Source organism: Nonomuraea sp. NPDC001831 (assembly GCF_042892035.1).
Taxonomy (GTDB): Bacteria; Actinomycetota; Actinomycetes; order Streptosporangiales; family Streptosporangiaceae; genus Nonomuraea.
Genome location: NZ_JBIATU010000009.1, coordinates 191,030 through 209,412, shown reverse-complemented (window position 1 = coordinate 209,412; position 18,383 = coordinate 191,030). Strand labels below are relative to the sequence as shown.

The 18,383-nt window shown below is 74.0% G+C and carries 15 protein-coding genes; 7 read left to right on the top strand and 8 right to left on the bottom strand.

Going from position 1 to position 18,383, the window contains the following annotated elements:
• Positions 1-64 precede the first annotated feature (64 nt).
• The 4 genes from ACFYYW_RS28280 to ACFYYW_RS28265 all read left to right on the top strand — a co-directional run bounded on the left by ACFYYW_RS28280 (position 65) and on the right by ACFYYW_RS28265 (position 4,788).
• Positions 65-1,078, top strand: coding sequence for a S8 family serine peptidase (locus ACFYYW_RS28280; RefSeq protein ID WP_387652836.1), 1,014 nt, complete (start codon positions 65-67; stop codon positions 1,076-1,078).
• Between the two features lie 72 nt (positions 1,079-1,150).
• Complete coding sequence (locus tag ACFYYW_RS28275) at positions 1,151-1,711, top strand: sigma-70 family RNA polymerase sigma factor (RefSeq protein ID WP_352323639.1); 561 nt, start codon at positions 1,151-1,153, stop codon at positions 1,709-1,711.
• A complete protein-coding gene (locus tag ACFYYW_RS28270; protein ID WP_352323638.1) occupies positions 1,708-2,169 on the top strand; it encodes a hypothetical protein in 462 nt (153 codons plus the stop codon). The genes ACFYYW_RS28275 and ACFYYW_RS28270 overlap by 4 nt, the downstream gene beginning before the upstream one ends.
• A 66-nt stretch (positions 2,170-2,235) precedes the next feature.
• Positions 2,236-4,788 carry a CHAT domain-containing protein gene (locus ACFYYW_RS28265; protein ID WP_387652833.1) on the top strand — a complete coding sequence of 851 codons (2,553 nt, stop codon included), beginning with the start codon at positions 2,236-2,238 and terminating at the stop codon, positions 4,786-4,788.
• 13 nt (positions 4,789-4,801) lie between these two features.
• Here the strand turns inward: ACFYYW_RS28265 and ACFYYW_RS28260 are convergent, their stop codons facing one another.
• The 4 genes from ACFYYW_RS28260 to ACFYYW_RS28245 form a co-directional block, all read right to left on the bottom strand.
• On the bottom strand, positions 4,802-5,614 hold the full coding sequence (locus ACFYYW_RS28260) for a sulfurtransferase (RefSeq protein WP_387652831.1): 813 nt from the start codon (positions 5,612-5,614) through the stop codon (positions 4,802-4,804).
• Positions 5,611-6,723 carry an alkaline phosphatase family protein gene (locus tag ACFYYW_RS28255; protein ID WP_387652829.1) on the bottom strand — a complete coding sequence of 371 codons (1,113 nt, stop codon included), beginning with the start codon at positions 6,721-6,723 and terminating at the stop codon, positions 5,611-5,613. The genes ACFYYW_RS28260 and ACFYYW_RS28255 overlap by 4 nt, the downstream gene beginning before the upstream one ends.
• Positions 6,724-6,851: 128 nt before the next feature.
• The gene (locus tag ACFYYW_RS28250) at positions 6,852-7,442 is read right to left on the bottom strand and encodes a DUF5998 family protein (protein ID WP_352323634.1); all 591 of its coding nucleotides are present in this window, start codon (positions 7,440-7,442) and stop codon (positions 6,852-6,854) included.
• A 96-nt stretch (positions 7,443-7,538) separates the two neighbouring features.
• Positions 7,539-10,208 carry a GNAT family N-acetyltransferase gene (locus ACFYYW_RS28245; RefSeq protein WP_352323633.1) on the bottom strand — a complete coding sequence of 890 codons (2,670 nt, stop codon included), beginning with the start codon at positions 10,206-10,208 and terminating at the stop codon, positions 7,539-7,541.
• A gap of 167 nt (positions 10,209-10,375) precedes the next feature.
• Here ACFYYW_RS28245 and ACFYYW_RS28240 point away from each other — a divergent pair, with 167 nt between their 5' ends.
• Complete coding sequence (locus ACFYYW_RS28240) at positions 10,376-11,269, top strand: sugar kinase (RefSeq protein ID WP_352323632.1); 894 nt, start codon at positions 10,376-10,378, stop codon at positions 11,267-11,269.
• A 51-nt stretch (positions 11,270-11,320) separates the two neighbouring features.
• Here ACFYYW_RS28240 and ACFYYW_RS28235 read toward each other — a convergent pair whose 3' ends face one another.
• Positions 11,321-13,408: a RecQ family ATP-dependent DNA helicase gene (locus ACFYYW_RS28235; RefSeq protein WP_387652825.1), complete on the bottom strand. Its 2,088-nt coding sequence runs from the start codon at positions 13,406-13,408 to the stop codon at positions 11,321-11,323.
• A gap of 112 nt (positions 13,409-13,520) precedes the next feature.
• Positions 13,521-14,357 carry a TauD/TfdA dioxygenase family protein gene (locus tag ACFYYW_RS28230; protein ID WP_387652823.1) on the bottom strand — a complete coding sequence of 279 codons (837 nt, stop codon included), beginning with the start codon at positions 14,355-14,357 and terminating at the stop codon, positions 13,521-13,523.
• 132 nt (positions 14,358-14,489) lie between these two features.
• Here ACFYYW_RS28230 and ACFYYW_RS28225 point away from each other — a divergent pair, with 132 nt between their 5' ends.
• Positions 14,490-16,982, top strand: coding sequence for a DNA topoisomerase (ATP-hydrolyzing) subunit A (locus tag ACFYYW_RS28225; protein WP_387652821.1), 2,493 nt, complete (start codon positions 14,490-14,492; stop codon positions 16,980-16,982).
• Between the two features lie 57 nt (positions 16,983-17,039).
• Here the strand turns inward: ACFYYW_RS28225 and ACFYYW_RS28220 are convergent, their stop codons facing one another.
• On the bottom strand, positions 17,040-17,414 hold the full coding sequence (locus ACFYYW_RS28220) for a VOC family protein (RefSeq protein ID WP_387652819.1): 375 nt from the start codon (positions 17,412-17,414) through the stop codon (positions 17,040-17,042).
• Positions 17,415-17,465: 51 nt separating this feature from the next.
• Between ACFYYW_RS28220 and ACFYYW_RS28215 the strand changes: the two genes are divergently transcribed.
• On the top strand, positions 17,466-18,032 hold the full coding sequence (locus ACFYYW_RS28215; protein ID WP_352327653.1) for a thioredoxin family protein: 567 nt from the start codon (positions 17,466-17,468) through the stop codon (positions 18,030-18,032).
• Between the two features lie 17 nt (positions 18,033-18,049).
• On the opposite strand, the gene ACFYYW_RS28210 is transcribed toward ACFYYW_RS28215, so the two are convergent.
• Complete coding sequence (locus ACFYYW_RS28210) at positions 18,050-18,370, bottom strand: hypothetical protein (RefSeq protein WP_387652817.1); 321 nt, start codon at positions 18,368-18,370, stop codon at positions 18,050-18,052.
• Positions 18,371-18,383: the final 13 nt, after the last annotated feature.

The window sequence follows — 18,383 nt, the reverse complement described above, 5'->3', positions numbered from 1 at the left end:
GCCATACCAAGTTGGTGCGGGCGTGTCACGTGACAGTTGTGGCGGGCGGGGAAACAACCGCCTCATGGACATGCAATCTGTCGGCGAGGCGTTCATCCGGCCAGGTCAGGTGCTGGTCGACCGGGGCGCGGTGTCGGCCGCCGCCCGCTGGACGCAGGCGGTCTCCGAGGCCGACGGGGTCACCGTCCTGCACCTGTCGGCGGGGGTGGACCCGTGCGAGATCACCGCCGAGCTGCGCGACCGGGGCTTTCGGGCCTCGCCCAACCACGTGCTCACCGGCCAGCCGCTGTTCTTCGGCGGGCCGGCGTCCCGGCCGTTCCCCACGCCGCCCGTCTCCTTCAGGCCGGCCAGGTCGCGTTCGGAGGTGGTCGTGGCCCTGCTCGACACCGGCGTGGCCAAGCACCCGTGGTGGTCGGGCAGCGACTGGTACGCCCGGCTCGGCCCGGAGAGCGCCGACGCGGCCCAGGGGGCGCAGGCCGGGCACGGCACGTTCGTCGCCGGCCTGCTGGCCCGCCGGGCGCCGGGCGCCAGGCTGCGGGTCCGCCGGGTGCTCGACGGCGACGGCCTGGGCGACGAGGCGACCGTGGTGCGCACCCTCCACCGCATGCGCGAGGACCCGCCCCAGGTGCTCAACCTCTCTTTCGGCTGCCACTCCTTCGACGACCGGCCGCCGCCCCTGCTGGCCGACGCCATCGGCGCGCTGAAGGACACGGTGACGGTGGCCTGTGCCGGCAACACCGCCTCCGACCGGCCGTTCTGGCCCGCCGCCCTGCCGTGCGCGGTGGGCGTCGCGGCCCTCGACGCCGCCCAGGAGCGCCGCGCGCCCTTCTCCGGGTACGGCACCTGGGTCGACGCCTGCGCCCGCGGCGACTGGCTGACCAGCAGCTTCCTGGACGTCGGCGAGTTCGCCGGCTACGCGGCCTGGAGCGGCACGTCGTTCGCCACCGCGCTGGTGTCGGGGGCCGTGGCCGACGCCGCCCGGCGCGAACCGGCCAAGGAAGCCGTGGAACGACTGCTCGACCCCCGGCAGTCCCGGCAAATTCCCGATCTGGGAGTTCTCGTACCCACGAGTCTGTAGAGTTTACGCTCAGTCCTCGGCCAATCACGGTGAGGCAGGATGACCTCCCCGTGCGGGACGAAAGGAGGCCGCATGAGCGACTTGCGCGATCCGGCGGAGCTGCTCCGCGACGCGGCCGACGGCGACCGATCCGCCTGGGACGAGCTGGAGTCCCGGTTCGGCCCGCGCATGTGGGCGCTGGCCCGCTCGTGCGGGCTGGGCGAGGCCGACGCCGCCGACGCGGTCCAGGGCGCCTGGTTGCGGCTGCTCCAGCACATGCACGACATCCGCGACCCCTCGCGGGTGGGCGGCTGGCTGATGACCACCACCCGCCGTGAGGCGCTCCTGCTGCTCCGGAAGGAGCCGTCGGGCCTGCTGGTCGCCGATCCGGAGGGCAGGCCCACCTTCGGGGCCGTCGAGGAGCCCGACCCCGCCTCCGCCGTGCTGGAGGCCGACGGCAGGCGGCTGCTGTGGAAGTCGGTCTCCGCCCTGCAGGAACCCTGCCGCACGCTGCTGCAGCTGGTCGCGACCGATCTGGGGAACCAGCAGATGGCGATGCGGCTCGGGTTGCCGGTGGGCAGCGTGGGGCCGACCAGGGCCCGCTGCCTGGAGAAACTGCGCACTCTGCTCTCACTACAGGAGACAGCGCAATGATCAACGACGAGTACTTCCTGGCGGCGCTCCGGCTGGCCGCCGGCATGGACCCGATGCCCGGGCACGTGTCGGCCGCCGCGCGTGACATCTACGGGCTGCGCGTCCCCCAGGCGGTGACCGCCAACCCCGCCGACCACGGCGGCGGCCGGGCGGCGCGGTCCGGTGCGCCCGACCGCGACGACGGCTCGCACCTGGTGCGGTTCGTCACCGACGGTCTCACCTTCGACCTGGAGGTGACCGTGGGCGACGGGCTGATCGACGTCGCCGGGCAGATCTTTCCCGATCCCGGGGAGGGCGCCGCCATCGACGTGCGCACCCCCCACCTGACCCTCACCCGGCAGGTTGCCCAGGACGGCCGGTTCGCCGCCACCGGGCTGCCGCCCGGGTGGCTGAGCATCGTGTGCCACCGTCCCGGTCATGCCCCCGTCCAGACCAGGTGGGTGCGCATCCGGCCGTGACGCCGCCGTCTGCGCACTCCTCCGAGCCGTACGTCCCCACCCCTCCTCCCCGCCGGTCAGCCCGCCATGAGCGTCACTTCTCCCCCACCCGGATCAGCAGCCGACCACGGTCCGCTCGTCGAGGCGGCCGAGGCCGCCGTGCTGCGCGCGCACGTCGATCCCGAGCAGGCCCTCTACGCCGGCCGCACCGTCCTGGCCGCCGCCCGCCGGGCCGAGGCGCCCGAGGCCGAGGCGATCGCGCTGCGCGCCATGGCGCTGGCCGCCCGCGAGCTGGGCGATCTCCTCAGCGCCGAACACTGTCTGCGGCAGGCCATCGCCATCCCGGGCGTCCCGGCCGACCGCCGGGCCCAGGCGCGGCTGTCGCTGGTCACCGTGCGCACCGAGCGCGGGCATCCGCTCCAGGCCCTGCGCGTGGCCGCCCTGGCCTGGGCCTACCTGTCGCCCCTCGACCGCGCCAAGCTCGACACGCAGCGCGCGGTCGCCCTGGCCCACCTGGGCCGCCACCAGGAGGCCATCGCCGCCTGCGACCGGTCGCTGCGGGCCCTCGTGGCCGCGCCCGGCACGGTCGACGACCGGCGCTTCCTGGCCGGCGGCCTGCTCAACCGCGGCCTGATCCACGCCTACCGCGGCGACTGGGACGCTGCCATGCGTGACATCGCGGCCTGCCTGCAGATCGCCCAGTACGCCGGCCTGCGCCACCTGGCCCGGCTGTCGGCCGCCAACCTGCCGTTCCTCGCCGTGCGGCGGGGGGACATCGCGGGCGCGTTCGAGCACTACCGGGAGGCCGAGGACACCCTGTTCGGCTTCCCCGAGCGGCTGGCCACGATGCGGGCCGACTTCGCCGGCGCGCTGCTGGCGGCGCACCTGCCCGGCGAGGCCAGGGCGATGCTGAGCCTGGCCGTGCCCGACCTGGAGTCCTCCGGCGCGCAGGTGGCGCTGGCCGAGGCGCGGCTGAAGCTGGCCCAGGTCGAGCTGCTCACCGGCGACCCCCACCGGGCCCGGCAGGTGGCCGAGCAGGCGGCGCGCGAGCTGGCCGAGCAGGAGCGGCTGACGTGGCTGCCGCTGGCCGGCGAGGTCGTCCTGCGCGCCCGGCTGGCGCTCGGGCCGGTCACGTCCGAGCTGGTCAGCGAACTCATCAAGTGCGCCGACGAGCTGGAGGACGTCTCCTCGCACGTGGCCGCCGCCGCGGCGCTGCGGCTGAGCGCGGCCGAGGCGGCGCTCGCCGTCGACGACCATCCGGTGGCCTCGGCCCAGCTGCGCAGGCTCACCCGGCACGCCGAGCGCGCCGAACGCTGGATGCCGGCCGGCACCCACCTGACCTCGCTGGCCCCCGAGCCGCAGCCCACGCAGCTCGCGCAGATCCCGGCGACCGTACGCCAGCACGCGCTGGCGCTGGAGGCGGCGCTGCGGGAGGACGTCACGGGGGCCCTTCGGGCGGTCCGCGACGGACTGGCCGAGGTGAGCGGGCAGGTGGAGACGTTCGAGGATCCGGCGCTGCGGGCGCACGCGGCCCGGTCCGGCGAGCGGCTGGCCGCCTTCGGGCTGGGCCTGGCGGTGCGCGACGGGTGCGCGGGCGAGGTGTTCGAGTGGGCCGAGCGGTGGCGCGCGGTCGCGGCGCCGGAACACGCGTGCGGCCTGGTGGAGATCGACCGGGTCCGGGCGGCGCTCGACGGCGCGGCGCTGGTGGAGTTCGTGGCCGACGAGGAGACGCTGCTGGCGGTGCTGATCACCGCCGACCGGCTGATCCTGCGGCGGCTGGGCGGCGTGCGGCAGGCGCGTGAGGCGATCATGCGGCTGCGGCACACCCTGCGTCAGTGGGGTGCCGGGCTCGACGTCGCCGCCCCCGCTCAGGCGCTCACCGAGCTGACCGGCGCCGGCGCGGAGCTGGAGCGGCTGCTGCTGGCGCCGCTCGTGGCCGAGCTGGGAGACCGGCCGCTGGTGGTGGTGCCGGTGGGGCCGTTGCACACCCTGCCCTGGGGGGCGCTGCCGGGGCTGCGGGAGCGTCCCGTGAGCGTGGCGGCGAGCGCGGCGGCGTGGGTGGGCGCGCGGCGGCGGGCCCGCCTGCGGGAGGGAGCGCCGCTGGTGGTGGCGGCGGCCGGGCCCGAGCTGGCCCACGCCGAGGAGGAGGTGGCCCGCGTGCTGGCCTGCCACCCGGGCGCGCGGGCGGTCCCCGGTCGCCGGGACGCCGTGCTCACGGCGCTCGGCGAGGCCGACGTCCTCCATCTGGCCGCGCACGGCGCCTTCCACGCCCGCAGCCCGCTGCTGTCCGGCATCACCCTCGGCGACGGGCAGCTCATGGCCTACGACCTGCTGGGCCTGCACCGCGCGCCCGAGCTGGTCGTGTTGTCGGCGTGCAACTCGGGCATGGCCCGCACGCCGGCGGAGGGGGCGCCGCTGGGGCTGCCGGGCACGTTCCTGGCGCGCGGGAGCTCGTGCGTGGTGGCGGGGATGGTGCCCATCGGTGACGAGGCCGCGATGGCCATGATGGGCGCCTTCCACGAGCTGCTGGCCGCCGGGCAGGCGCCGGACGCGGCTCTGGCCTGCGCGTCGGCCAAGACCGGCCTGCTGGGGTTCGTCTGTTTCGGGGCCGGCGACCGGCCGGTCCGTCCGGCCGGCTGACCGCGTCCGGGCGTCAGCCGGTGGCCACCGGGCGGGCGGGGTCGGCGACCCAGTTCGACCAGGAGCCGACGTAGAGGGCCGCGGGCACCCCGGCCAGCTCCAGGGCCAGCACCTCGTGGGCGGCGGTGACCCCCGAACCGCAGTAGGCGCCCACCGGGACGCCCTCGCGCACGCCCAGCCCGGCGAAGCGGTCGCGCAGGACGGCGGGGGCGAGGAACCTGCCGCCCGCGTCGAGGTTTCCGGTCGTGGGCGCGCTCACCGCGCCGGGCACGTGCCCGGCCACCGGATCGACGGGCTCGACCTCGCCCCGGTAACGCTCGGCGGCGCGGGCGTCGAGCAGCACGCCCTCGGCGGCCACCGCGGCGGCCTCGTCGGCGGTCAGCGTCGGCATGCCGCCGGGCCTGGCGGTGAAGTCGCCCGGCGCGACCTCGGGCTCGTCCTTCGTGACCGGCAGGCCGGCCTCGGCCCAGGCCGCCAGGCCGCCGTCGAGCACGCGTACGGACGGGTGGCCGAAGTAGCGCAGGGCCCACCAGGCGCGGGCGGCGGTCGTGGAGCCGGTGTCGTCGTAGACCACGACCGGGCGCCCGTCGGAGACGCCCAGCGCGCGCATGGCCCGCTGGAACTCCTCGGCGCCGGGCAGCGGGTGGCGGCCGGCGGGGCCGGGGGGCGCGGCGAGGTCGGCGTCGACGTCGCAGAAGACGGCGCCGGCGAGGTGCCCCTCGCGGTAGAGCTCCACGCCGGGCGGGCCGCCGAGCCGCCAGCGCACGTCGAGCACGGACACGTCGGGCAGCGCGGCGAGCTCGGCGGGCGTGATCAGCGCACTCATCGGGTGGATACCTCCAGCAGCGGGACGTTGAGCTCGGCGGCGGTCAGCGAGCCGTGGTAGCCGGTGAACAGCGCCTCGATCGGATGACGGGTGGGGGCGGTGACGGCCAGGCCGGCACGGGGCACGGCCACGACGTCGCCGATGCGGCCCAGCCACGCCTCGCGCACCCGGGGCCCGAACCAGCCGGATTCGACCGCCTCCTGCCTGGACACTACCCAGGCGCGGTCGCCGAGCGTCGCGCGCCACGCCTCCAGGACGTGCCCGGCGGCTCCGGGCTCGGCGTAGACGTGCCTGGCCCGGGCCTCGCCGCCGAGCAGCGCCACGCCCTCGGTCAGCGCGGGCACACGCTCGGCGTCGAGCTTCTCGGTGGCGTTGACCATGCCGTGGTCGGCGGTGACGTAGAGGGCCGAACCGGGTGGCAGCGACTCGGCCAGCCGCCGGGCCAGTGCGTCGACGACGGCCAGCTCGGCCAGCCACTCCTCGCCACCCCATCCGGACATGTGGCCGACGGCGTCGAGCTTGCCGTAGTAGGCGGTGACGTGGGCGCGGGGTGCGGCGCGCAGCACCTCGCCGACGCGGGCCACGATGTCGTCGACGCCGTCGGCCGGCACGTAGCGCACGCCGCGGTAGACGGCCCTGGTCAGGCCGGAGTTCTCGAACTCGGCGGGGGCGACGTAGACGGCGTCGACGCCCTGGGCCGCGGCTCGCTGGTAGACGGTGGGGGCGGGCTGCCACTCCTCGGGGTCGATCGTGCGGCCGCCGGGGAGGGTCCAGCGCAGGCAGTTGAACAGGTGGCCGGTGCCGGGGACGGCCAGCGTCAGGCCGACCATGCCGTGCTCGCCCGGGGTCAGGCCGGTGCCGAGCGAGCACAGGCTGGTGACGGTGGTGGCGGGGAAACCGGCGGTGAGGGTGCGGGCGGGCAGGGCGGACAGGAAGGGGGCGGTCTCGGGGTGGGCGCGGAGCAACTCGGCCCCCAGGCCGTCGACCAGGAGCAGGCAGACGCGCGCCGCGGGGTCGAGGGCCAGCGGGTTGGGCTCGGTCAGGCCGAGGGCGGCCAGCAGCGAACCGGGGAGGTCCGCCAGCGACCTGGCGCCGTAGTCCGGCAGCATCCCCACATCCTAGTGGCCGGGGGTGGTCGGGCGGCGGCTCTGGCGGTGACCCTGATGGTGGCTCTGGCGGTGGCTCTGGCGGTGGCCCGGTGGGGCCGGGCGAGGAGCCGGACGGCGGGTCGTGGTGGTCAGGCGGCGGCTCGGGCGGTGGCCTCGGACAGGGCCTTGGCGAAGGCCAGCACGTGGGTGACCGCCTCGGGGCCGTCGGCCGCCTCGCTGACCCGCAGCGACAGGTCGTCGGCGGTGATCGCGCCGGTGTAGCCGTGGTCGGCGTCGCAGTTCTCGTCGCCGCAGGTGGCGGGCTCCAGGTCGACGTGGGAGATCGCGCCCCAGCCGATGGTGAGGGTGACCTCCGTGGGCGGGACGCCCGGCACGTAGGAGGCCGGGTCGGGCACCACGCGGGTGACGGCCACCGACTGCACGCGGCTCAACCGGACCGCCTCGGTGGTCGTGGACGCGTGGGAGGCCGAGACGCCCTCGACCGCCGGGTGCTCGTCGGTGTGGCAGACCAGCAGCCTCGTCGTCGACAGCACCAGGACGGTGACATGCCTGCGGACCTCCATCGCGGGATCGAAGGTGGCCTCGTGGTGGACCACGAACGCGGTCACGGCCTCCTTGCCCAGCGCGGATTCGACCGCATCGGTGACGAGGTCGGGGTAGTAGCCGCTGCGCTCGATCGCTTCACGCAGGCCCGCGGCTGAGACTCGGGTTTCCCTCATGCCTCCATCCTGCCAGGGCCGCGCAGTGCACTCACCCGCCAGACATAACGCTCTATGAACGTCTTTGTCTAGACATGAACGACATTGGGCGCGCGGTCAGGAGAGCCGTCTCGGGCCGCCGTCCAGGCGAGGTCCGGCCGGGGTGCGCAGGGTGGCGCGGGCGCCCAGGATCAGCACCTCCGACTCGCCCACCAGCACCTGGTCGAGGTCGAGCCGGGCCACCTGCGGCAGGTCGTTGGCCAGGCGGCCCACCCGGACGAGCAGCTCCTCCAGGGCGGGGACGGCGACGGGCGGGTAGCCGTACTGGCCGAACAGCAGCGGGGCGGCGCGCACGGAACGCACCAGGGCGGCGGCGTCCTCGCCGGTCAGCGGGGCCAGCCGGAAGCCCTGGTCGAGCAGCAGGCGGGCGGTCACCTCACCGAGCCCGAACGAGACCACCGGCCCGAACGCGCGGTCCTCGACGACCCCCACGACGGTGGGCACGGCCGGCTGCGGCGCCATGCGCTGCACGGCCAGCTCGACCTCCTCGCCGAGCTGGTCGGCGAACTCGGCGTAGGCGTGCCGGACCATCTCGGGACCGGTGAGCCCCAGGCGTACGGTGCCCGCGCGGCGCGAGGCCCCCGGGTCGGCCACCTTGAGCACCACCGGCCAGCCGAGCCGTTCGGCGGCGGCCACGGCCTCCTCCGGCGAGCGGACGACCTCGGCGGGCCAGACGGTCAGCCCGTAGGACGACAGCAGCTCGGTGGCGTCGATCTCGACCGGCGGGCCCGGCTCGGCGAACCCGCCCGGCTCCTCCCCCGCCGGGGCCGGCGCGCCGGCCAGCGCGGCCAGCACCAGCTCGCGGGCGCGGGCGGTGTCGAGGCCGTCGAGCTCGGGCGGCGGCACGGCCGGATGCGCCCGCCAGGTGGCGTACCGCACCACGTGGGCCAGGGCCCTGACCGCCTCCTCCGGCGCCGCGTACGACGGGATGGAGCCCCGCGCGGGCGTGCCGCCGGAGCCGCTGGGCACGCGCAGCGACGGGTGCATGCCGAGATGCCCGCGGAACGTGGCCAGCACCGGCTTGGCGGACCCCTGCGAGACGCGCAGCAGCTCGGCCGCCACCTCGTCCGACTCGCCGGGGATCGGCGGCATGTAGATCACGACGGCCGCGTCGACCTCGTCGGCGGCCAGCTCGCCGGCCAGCGCCGCGCCGAACTCGGCCGGCCCGGCCGCGGCGCCCAGGTTGACCGGCGGGCGCGGTTCGAGGCCGGCCGCCAGGCAGGAGTCGGCGGCCAGCAGGCCGAGGGCGTCGGAGTTGGTCACGAGCGCGACCCTGGGCCCGGCGGGCAACGGCTGGTAGGCCAGCAGCTGGCCCACGTCGAAGAGCTGGATGAGGTCGTCGACCCTGATCAGGCCGGCCTGGGCGAACAGGGAGCTGATCGCGGAGTCGGGCAGCCCGAGCTCCTCGGCCGAGTGGCCGGCCGGGGTGCCGCCGCTCTTGACCACCACGATCGGCTTGTTGCGCGCGATGCGCCTGGCCAGCCGGGTGAACTTGCGCGGGTTTCCCAGCGACTCCAGGTAGAGCAGGATGACCTCGGTCGCGGAGTCCTCCTCCCAGTACTGCAGGAGGTCGTTGCCCGAGACGTCGGCGCGGTTGCCGGCCGAGACGAACGACGAGATGCCCATGCCGCGCTGGGCCACGCGCTGGAGCAGCGCGGTGCCGAGCGCGCCCGACTGGCTGAAGAAGCCCACCCGGCCGCGGCCCGGGACGGTGGCGGCCAGCGTGGCGTTGAGCTTGACGGCCGGGTCGGTGTTGGCGATGCCCAGGCAGTTGGGGCCGACCACGCGCAGGCCGTAGGAGCGGGCGATGCGGGCCAGCTCGTCCTGCCGGGCGCGCCCGGACGCGCCGGTCTCGCCGAACCCGGAGGAGACCACGACCAGCCCGTGCACGCCCTTCTCCGCGCACTCCTTGACCACGTCGAGGACGCCCTCGGCGGGCACGGCCACGACCGCCAGGTCGACCTCGCCGTCGATCTCGGTCACGCTGGGGTAGGCCCGCACGCCCGCGACGGCCCGCACCTGGCGGTGGACGGGGTAGACCGGGCCGGTGAAGTCGGCCGCCAGCAGGTTGCGCAGGACGGTCTGGCCGACGCCGCCGGGCTCGCGCGAGGCGCCGATGACCGCGACCGACCCCGGGGACAGCAGGCGCGCGATCGACCGCGACTCGGCCCGGTGCTCGCGCGAGGTCGTGACCTCCGCCGAGGTCTCGGTCGGGGTCAGGTCGAGGGTCATCCGGACGACGCCGTCGGCGAACTGGCTCTGCGCGGTGTAGCCGGCCTGCCGCAGGACGCCCATCATCTTCATGTTGGCGGGCAGCACGTCGGCGACGAACCGCTCGATGCCGCGCTCGCGGGCCGTGGCCGCCAGGTGCTCCAGCAGCACGGAGGCCACGCCCCTGCCCTGGTGGGCGTCCTCGACCAGGAAGGCGACCTCGGCCTCGCCCGGCTCGGTGCGGTCGTAGCGGATCACCGCGACCATCTCGGCGCCGATGGTGGCGATGAGGGCCACGCGGTTGACGTAGTCGACGTTGGTGAAGCGCTCGACGTCGCGGTCGGACAGCCGGGGCCGGGGGCCGAAGAACCGGAAATAGATCGACTCGGCCGACAGACGGGAGTAGAAAGCACGGAGACGGTCGGCGTCGGCGGGCCTGATGGGGCGCACGTGAGCGGTGCCCCCGTCGGCCAGGACGACGTCGGCCTCCCAGTGAGCCGGATATTGTGCCTCCACGCCACGAGCGTAAACCCGCATCCCACATGCCAAGACCGGTGGGCCTCTTGGGCAACGCTTGTGCATCGACTGCTGCCCGGTGTCCGGGGTCAGCCCCACGAACAGCCCGGAAGCTGTTAGTTTTGCCGTGGCCAGGGTCGTTCTGAAGGCAGCAAGGTGGTGGCATCATGACGCGGGTCGTCGTGGTGGGCGATCTCATGACCGACGCGGTCGCGCGCGCCCGTTACGCGCTCGCCAGGGCGAGTGACACGCCCGCGATCGTGACGATGCACGGCGGCGGCTCCGGCGCCAACATCGCCTCGTGGCTCGCCGTCGAGGGCGCGGAGGTGGCCTTCATCGGCCGCCGGGGCGCCGACATCACCGGCCGCAACCGCGACATGGAGCTGATGGGCTACGGCGTCGACGCCCGGCTCGTGATGGATCCCGAGCGGCCCACCGGCACCTGCGTGGTGCTCGTCACGCACAAGGGCGAGCGCACGATGCTCTCCGACCCGGGCGCCAACGCCGCCCTGTCCCCCGAAGACCTGCCGCGCGACCTGTTCGCCTCGGGCGCCCACCTGCACCTGTCGGGCTACACGCTGGTCAACGAGGGCTCGCGCGACGCCGGTCTCGCGGCGCTCGACATGGCGCGCCGCACGGGCATGTCGATCTCGGTCGACTGCGCCTCCTCGGCGCCGCTGGAGCGCACGGGCGCCGAGCCGTTCCTCGAATGGACCAACGGCGCGAAGCTGCTGTTCGCCAACATCGACCAGGCCAAGGTGCTGACCGGCCGCGACGACGCCGAGGCCGCCGCCAAGGTGCTCACCGCGTGGTTCCCGCAGGTCGTCATCAAGATGAACGCCGAGGGCGCGCTGTGGTTCAGCAACGGCCGCCCCGACCCGGTCCGGGTGGCCGCCGAGCCGGTCGACAAGATCGTCGACGGCACGGGCGCGGGTGACGCGTTCTCGGCCGGGTTCCTGCCGCCGTGGCTGGCCGGCAAGCCGCCGGCCGAGTCGCTGGCCGCCGGCTGCCGGCTCGCCGCCAAGGCAATCATGCACCTGGGCGCGCGCCCGCCGTTCTGACCCACTCCCCGGCCGGGCCTTCCCTGCCCCGGCCGGGTCTCCTTCCGCCGGTCAGGACGTGGTGGCCAGCGCGAGCGGCAGCACGGCCGGCGCGCCCGCGTGCCGGATCAGGGCCGCCGCCAGGGTCATCGTCCAGCCCGTGTCCACGCGGTCGTCGATCAGCAGCACCGGGCCGCCGCACTGGGCGATCGCGGCGCCGAGGTCCTTCGGCATCGCCAGCGTGCCCCTGATCGCCTGGACGCGCTTGGCGCTGTTGAACTGCCGGCCGGGCGACCCCGCCCGATAGCCCAGCTCGCCCAGGTAGGTCAGCCGGCCCACCTGCGCCAGCCGTTCGGCGAAGCCGCGCACGAGCTGCGGGCGCGTCGCCGACGGCACGTTGACCACGGCCACCGGCCGCTCCTGCCAGTCCCACGCCGACAACACCTGGACGACGGCCTTGAACATGTCGTCGGCCATCGGCCCGTCGGCTCCGGCGAGCAGCTCGCGCAGCCGGTTGCCCCAGCCGATGTCGGTCAGCCGGCCGAGCGCGCGGCCCGGCTCGGCGCCGAGCTCGGGCTTGATCCTGCCGGACAGGTCGGCCAGGCCGGTGGGCCACTGCCTGCGCGCCTCGATCTCGACGCCGGGCCTGCTCAGGCGTTCGCGGGCGGTCTCGACGGCCTGGGCGGCGATCTCCGGCGAGCGGTGGCGGCCGGTGCAGTTGTCGCAGCGGCCGCAGGGCGTGGCGGTGTCGTCGTCGAGGTGCCTGCGCAGGTACTGCTCGCGGCACTCGTCGGTGGTCAGGTAGCGCAGCATGGCGTCCTGCTCGGCCTTGCGCTCGGCGGCGATGCGGGCATAGCGCTCGGTGTCGTAGGCCCAGGGCTCGCCGGTGGACTCCCAGCCGCCCTTGACCCGGCGCACGGCGCCGTCGACGTCGAGGACCTTGAGCATCATCTCCAGGCGGCTGCGGCTCAGGTCGACCGCGGTCTCCAGGGCCTGGGTGGACATCACGCCGCCCTGTTCGAGCGCCTGGAACGTGGCGCGCACGACGGGCTCGGGCGGGAAGGCCAGGGAGGTGAAGTAGGCCCAGATCTCGCGGTCTTCCGTGCCGGGCAGCAGGATGACCTCGGCCCGCTCGACGCCGCGCCCGGCCCGGCCGACCTGCTGGTAGTAGGCGACGGGCGACTGCGGCGCGCCGACGTGCACGACGAAGCCCAGGTCGGGCTTGTCGAACCCCATGCCGAGCGCGCTCGTGGCCACCAGCGCCTTGATCTTGTTGTTGAGCAGCGCCTCCTCCGCGGCCAGCCGCTCGGCCTGGTCGGTCTGGCCGGAGTAGGCGGCCACCTCGTGGCCCTGCTCGCGCAGGTAGCCGGCGATCTCGTGGGCGGCGGCGACGGTGAGCGTGTAGACGATGCCGGAGCCGGGCAGCTCGCGCAGGGTCTGGGCCAGCCAGGCCAGGCGCTGCTCGGCCGAGGGCAGCTTGACGACGCTCAGGTGGAGGCTCTCGCGCTCCAGCGGGCCGCGCAGCACGAACGTGCCCTCGCCCATCTGCTCGGCGACGTCGCGGGTGACGCGGGCGTTGGCCGTGGCGGTGGTGGCCAGCACCGGGATGCCGGGCGGCAGCTCGTCGAACAGCGTGGCGAGCCGGCGGTAGTCGGGCCGGAAGTCGTGGCCCCAGTCGGAGATGCAGTGGGCCTCGTCGACGACCACGAGCCCGGCGCTCTCGGCCAGCTCGGGCAGCACGTTGTCGCGGAAGTCGGGGTTGTTGAGCCGCTCGGGGCTGACCAGCAGCACGTCGACCATGCCTTCGGCGACCTGGCCGTAGATCTCCTCCCACGCCTCGGGGTTGGCGGAGTTGATGGTGACGGCCCTGATGCCGGCGCGCTCGGCGGCGGCGATCTGGTTGCGCATGAGGGCCAGCAGCGGCGAGACGATGACCGTGGGGCCCTCGCCGAGCTCGCGCAGCAGGGCGGTGGCCACGAAGTAGACGGCGGACTTGCCCCAGCCGGTGCGCTGCACGACGAGCACCCTGCGCCGGTCGAGCACGAGCGCCTCGATGGCGGACCACTGGTCGTCTCGCAGCCGGGCGTGGTCGCCGGCCAGGGCCCGCAGCCGCTCCTCGGCCTCTTCGCGCAGCATCGCCGCGTCGGGGGCTTCAATCATGCCCCCCTTATTACCAGCTTCCACCGACGGAACAGGCCCACCGGCGCGTCCCCGCCCGGACGAAGGGGCGGGGCCCGCCGCCCGGAATTCGCCCTGTCGGGCTGGGTCTCGCTCAAGCTGTGAAGCGCTCCTTGTCCGCGTGCTCGGGGAAGGCGTTGATCGTGACGCGGTGCATGCGGCGGCGTTCGGTGTAGTCGGCGACCGCGTAGTGCTGGGTGGGGCGGTTGTCCCAGAAGGCCAGCGTGCCGGGACGCCAGTTCAGCCTGCACTGGTACTCGGGCGAGCGGATGTGGTCGATGAGCAGCGGCAGCAGGGCCTCGTTCTCCCGGTCGCTGAGCCCCACCAGGCGGGTGGTGGAGGCGCGGTTGACGAACAGGGCCTTGCGCCCGGTCTCGGCGTGCACGCGGACCACCGGGCGCTCTATCGGCGGCCATTTGGCCTGGATCTCGGCCAGGTCGAACGGGTGCCCCTTGGAGATCGCCTTCTTCATCGACATCGTGATGTCGTGCACGGCGGTCAGCTCGTCGCACAACCGCTGGATCGACGGCGACAACGTCTCGTAGGCCAGGTAGGTGTTGGCCCAGCAGGTGTCGCCGCCCACGCTCGGCAGTTGCACGCAGCGCAGCAGCGAGCCCATCGGCGGCGTGGGCTCGAAGGTGTTGTCGCTGTGCCATTCGTCCCCGCCCTCGCCCTTCGGGGAGGTCTGGTCGAGGATGTGGATCGGGCTGCCGGAGTCCTTCTTGAACGCCGGATGGTTGAGCGTGCCGAAGTTGAGCGCGAACTGCAGGTGCTGCTCGTCGTCGATGTGCTGGTCGCGGAAGAACAGCACCAGGTGCCGCAGCCACCCCTCGCGCAGGGTCGCGACCTCTTCCGGGGAGAGGGGTTTGCGCAGATCGACCCCGGTGACCTCGGCGCCGATGTGCTTGGTCACGGGATGGAACTCGATCATGGCGAAGCCTCCGGGGGCGGGGGGACGGGGTCCTCGCCTCCGACGGTAAGACCCAAGCAATTGCTTGGTCAAGGCCGGGGCGGCGCGCCGACGAGTCGCGGGCACCCGATCCTCTTCGGCACAATGTTCGACATGGCCCGACGTACGACTGCACCCCCGCCTGAGGACTTCGAGGAGCGGATCGTCGACATCGACGTCTCCTCCGAGATGCGCAAGAGCTATCTCGAGTACGCGTACTCGGTGATCTACCAGCGGGCCCTGCCCGACGCTCGCGACGGCCTCAAACCGGTGCAGCGGCGCATCCTCTACTCCATGAGCGAGATGGGCCTGCGTCCCGAGCGCGGCCACGTCAAGTCCTCGCGCGTCGTGGGCGACGTCATGGGCAAGCTCCACCCCCACGGCGACAGCGCCATCTACGACGCCCTCGTGCGCCTGGCGCAGCCGTTCTCGATGCGCCTGCCGCTGGTCGACGGTCACGGCAACTTCGGCTCCCCCGACGACCTGCCGGCCGCCATGCGGTACACCGAGGCCAGGCTGGCCCCGGCGGCGATGCTCATGGTGGAGTCGCTCGACGAGGACACCGTCAACTTCAAGCCCAACTACGACGGCCAGGAGACCGAGCCCACGGTCATGCCGTCGGCGTTCCCCAACCTGCTGGTCAACGGCACCACCGGCATCGCGGTCGGCATGGCGACCAACATGGCGCCGCACAACCTCGCCGAGGTCGTGGCCGCCGCCCGCCACCTGATCAAGAAGCCCGACGCCACGCTCGACGAGCTGATGAAGTTCGTGCCAGGCCCCGACCTGCCGACCGGCGGCTCGATCATCGGGCTCCAGGGCGTGCGCGACGCCTACGAGACCGGGCGCGGCACGTTCCGCATGCGGGCCAGGTGCGCGGTCGAGCAGATCACGCCGCGGCGCAAGGGCATCATCGTCACCGAGCTGCCCTACAACGTCGGCCCCGAGCGCGTGGTCACCAAGATCAAGGAGCTGGTGACCAGCAAGAAGCTCCAGGGCATCGCCGACCTGAAGGACCTCACCGACCGGCACAAGGGCCTGCGCCTGGTCATCGAGATCAAGAACGGCTTCATCCCCGAGGCCGTCCTGGAGGAGCTCTACCGGCTGACGCCGATGGAGGAGACCTTCGGCATCAACAACGTCGCCCTGGTCGACGGCGAGCCGCGCACGCTCGGCCTGCGCGAGCTGCTGCAGGTCTACGTCGACCACCGGCTGGAGGTCGTGCGGCGCAGGTCCGAGTTCCGCCGGCGCAAGCGCGAGGAGCGCCTGCACCTGGTCGACGGCCTGATCATCGCGCTGCTCAACATCGACGAGGTCATCCAGGTCATCCGTTCCTCCGACGACTCGGCGCAGGCCCGCGCCCGGTTGATGGAGGTCTTCGACCTGACCGAGATCCAGGCCGCCTACATCCTCGACACGCCGCTGCGCCGGCTCACCAGGTTCGACAAGCTGGAGCTCGACCAGGAGAAGGAGACGCTGAGCGAGGAGATCGCGGCGCTCACCGAGATCCTGTCCTCGGAGGCGAAGCTGCGGCAGGTGGTCTCGGGCGAGCTGGCCGAGGTGGCCAAGAAGTACGCCACGCCGCGCCGTACCGTGCTGCTGGAGGCGCCGGGCGTGGCCCGCACGCCGGTGGTGTCGCTCCAGGTGGCCGACGACCCGTGCTGGGCGCTGCTGTCCTCCACGGGGCTGCTGGCCCGCACCTCCGACGCGGCTCCGCTGGCGGGCGACGGCGACCGCTCGGCGCACGACGTGCTGGTGTCGGTGGCGCGCACGTCCGTACGCGGCGAGGTGGGCGTGGTGACGTCGCTGGGGCGGTTGATCCGGGTCCAGGTCGTCGACCTGCCGACGCTGCCGCCCTCGGCCAACCCGCCGACGCTGTCGGGCGGCCATCCCGTCTCCGAGTTCGTCGCGCTGCAGCCCGACGAGAAGGTCGTGGGCCTCGGCTCGCTCGACCCCGACAGCCCCGGGCTGGCGCTCGGCACCGCCCAGGGCGTGGTCAAGCGGGTGGTGCCCGACTACCCGGCCAACCGCGACGACTTCGAAGTGATCACCCTCAAGGACGGCGACACCGTGGTGGGCGCCGCCGAGCTCGACTCCGAGGACCACGACCTGGTCTTCATCTCCTCCGACGCCCAGCTCCTGCGCTACCCGGCCTCGCTGGTGCGCCCCCAGGGGCGGCCGGCCGGCGGCATGGCCGGCATCCGGCTCGACGACGGCGCCCGGGTGATCTGGTTCGGCGTGGTCGACCCCTCGCGTCCGGCGCAGGTGGTCACCGTGGCCGGGTCCTCGACGGCGCTGCCGGGCACGCAGGTCGGGGGCGGCAAGGTCTCCGACTACGCCGAGTTCCCGGCCAAGGGCCGGGCCACCGGCGGCGTGCGGGCCCAGCGGTTCCTGAAGGGCGAGGACGAGCTGCTGCTCGCCTGGGCCGGCCCCGCGCCCGCCAAGGCCGTGTCGGCGGTGGGCAAGCCGGTGCCGCTGCCGGAGGAGATCGGCCGCCGCGACGGCTCAGGCGTGCGGCTGACGCACACCATCGGCGCCGTCGGCGGCGCCCTGGCCGCCGGGCCGCAGGCCGACGCGCCGGCGCCGCCGGTGGCCGAGGAGGAGTGATCCCCGGCTGACCGGCGTCACGAAGGCCCGCCCCGCCTGCGCGGGGCGGGCGTCCGGTCAGTCGCGGCAGAGGCAGAACGTGTGGCCGGCGGGGTCGAGGAAGACCCGGAAGCTGTCGTCCTCGCTCGGCTGCCGCTCGTGCTTGGTCGCGCCGATCTCCAGCACCTGCCGCTCGGCCTTGTCCATGTCGGTGACGGTGACGTCGATGTGGAGCTGCTGCGGCCGATCGCCCTCCGGCCAGGTCGGCGGCCGGTGATCGGGCACGCGCTGGAAGGCCAGGCGCTTGGGCGAGCCGCCGTCCTCGACGACCACCCAGCTGTCGTCCTCGTACGTGACGGGCCAGCCGAGCAGGCGTGCGTAGAACTCGGCGAGCGCCCGCGGCTCCGGGCAGTCGAGGACCGTTGTGCGGAACTCCGCGATGCCGGCCATCATTCACCTCCTGGACTTGTTTCGCCGGCGTCCAGGCCGACGAGAATGAACGTCATGGCTGCCAATTCGTTCATGGTTCCCCTGGGCACGCCCGCGCCCGCCTTCGACCTCACCGCCATCGACGGCGGCAGCGTCTCGCTCGCGGACCTCAAGGGCTCCCCCGCCACGCTCGTGGTCTTCCTGTCCAACCACTGCCCCTACGTACGGCACATCGAGACGGGCCTCGGCACACTGGCCGCGGGCTACGGCTCCAGGCTGTCGGTGGTGGGCATCTGCAGCAACGACAGCGTGAACTACCCCGACGATGATCCCACACACCTGGCCGAACAGGCCCGGCGCGCGGGGTTCCCGTTCCCGTACCTGCTGGACGACACCCAGGACGTCGCCAAGGCCTACCGCGCGGCCTGCACGCCCGACTTCTTCCTCTACGACGGCGATCTGCGGCTCGTCTACCGGGGGGAGTTCGACGGGTCGCGCCCGGGCAACTCGGTCCCGGTGACCGGGTCCTCGCTGCGGGCGGCGATCGACGCGCTGCTCGCGGGCGATCCCGTCCCGGCCGAGCAGCGCGCCTCGATCGGCTGCGGCATCAAGTGGCGGCCGGGGAACGAGCCCACGGCCTGACCACAGGCTGCGCGCCCTCAGGCGGAGGCGGCTGCCTCGATGGCGGCGGGCAGGGCGAGCAGGAGCTCGTGCGGCTCGCCGCCGGTCCACGACCGGATCAGCCGGGCCCCGGCCTCGCCCGGCTCGAACTCCTCGCAGCCGAGCGGCCCGAAGCAGCCCGCCTGGTCGAGCATGAGGATGATCGGGTCGTCCTCGGGCAGGCCGGCGGCGTACGCGGCGGTGTCGAGCAGGGCCAGCGCGCATCTGGCGTTGCGCCCGTCGTCGTTGGACTCCACACGGTCGAGGCGGCGCCGGGCCTGAGCGCGGAGATACGCGGCGAGCGATTCGGACCTACTCACGACTGACCTTCTT

Excerpts from the sequence above, each read along its gene's own strand:
- ACFYYW_RS28280 (WP_387652836.1), top strand. The coding sequence starts at position 65 with ATGGACATGCAATCTGTCGGCGAGGCGTTCATCCGGCCAGGTCAGGTG.
- ACFYYW_RS28275 (WP_352323639.1), top strand. The coding sequence starts at position 1,151 with ATGAGCGACTTGCGCGATCCGGCGGAGCTGCTCCGCGACGCGGCCGAC.
- ACFYYW_RS28270 (WP_352323638.1), top strand. The coding sequence starts at position 1,708 with ATGATCAACGACGAGTACTTCCTGGCGGCGCTCCGGCTGGCCGCCGGC.
- ACFYYW_RS28265 (WP_387652833.1), top strand. The coding sequence starts at position 2,236 with ATGAGCGTCACTTCTCCCCCACCCGGATCAGCAGCCGACCACGGTCCG.
- ACFYYW_RS28260 (WP_387652831.1), bottom strand. The coding sequence starts at position 5,614 with ATGAGTGCGCTGATCACGCCCGCCGAGCTCGCCGCGCTGCCCGACGTG.
- ACFYYW_RS28255 (WP_387652829.1), bottom strand. The coding sequence starts at position 6,723 with ATGCTGCCGGACTACGGCGCCAGGTCGCTGGCGGACCTCCCCGGTTCG.
- ACFYYW_RS28250 (WP_352323634.1), bottom strand. The coding sequence starts at position 7,442 with ATGAGGGAAACCCGAGTCTCAGCCGCGGGCCTGCGTGAAGCGATCGAG.
- ACFYYW_RS28240 (WP_352323632.1), top strand. The coding sequence starts at position 10,376 with ATGACGCGGGTCGTCGTGGTGGGCGATCTCATGACCGACGCGGTCGCG.
- ACFYYW_RS28235 (WP_387652825.1), bottom strand. The coding sequence starts at position 13,408 with ATGATTGAAGCCCCCGACGCGGCGATGCTGCGCGAAGAGGCCGAGGAG.
- ACFYYW_RS28230 (WP_387652823.1), bottom strand. The coding sequence starts at position 14,357 with ATGATCGAGTTCCATCCCGTGACCAAGCACATCGGCGCCGAGGTCACC.
- ACFYYW_RS28225 (WP_387652821.1), top strand. The coding sequence starts at position 14,490 with ATGGCCCGACGTACGACTGCACCCCCGCCTGAGGACTTCGAGGAGCGG.
- ACFYYW_RS28220 (WP_387652819.1), bottom strand. The coding sequence starts at position 17,414 with ATGATGGCCGGCATCGCGGAGTTCCGCACAACGGTCCTCGACTGCCCG.
- ACFYYW_RS28215 (WP_352327653.1), top strand. The coding sequence starts at position 17,466 with ATGGCTGCCAATTCGTTCATGGTTCCCCTGGGCACGCCCGCGCCCGCC.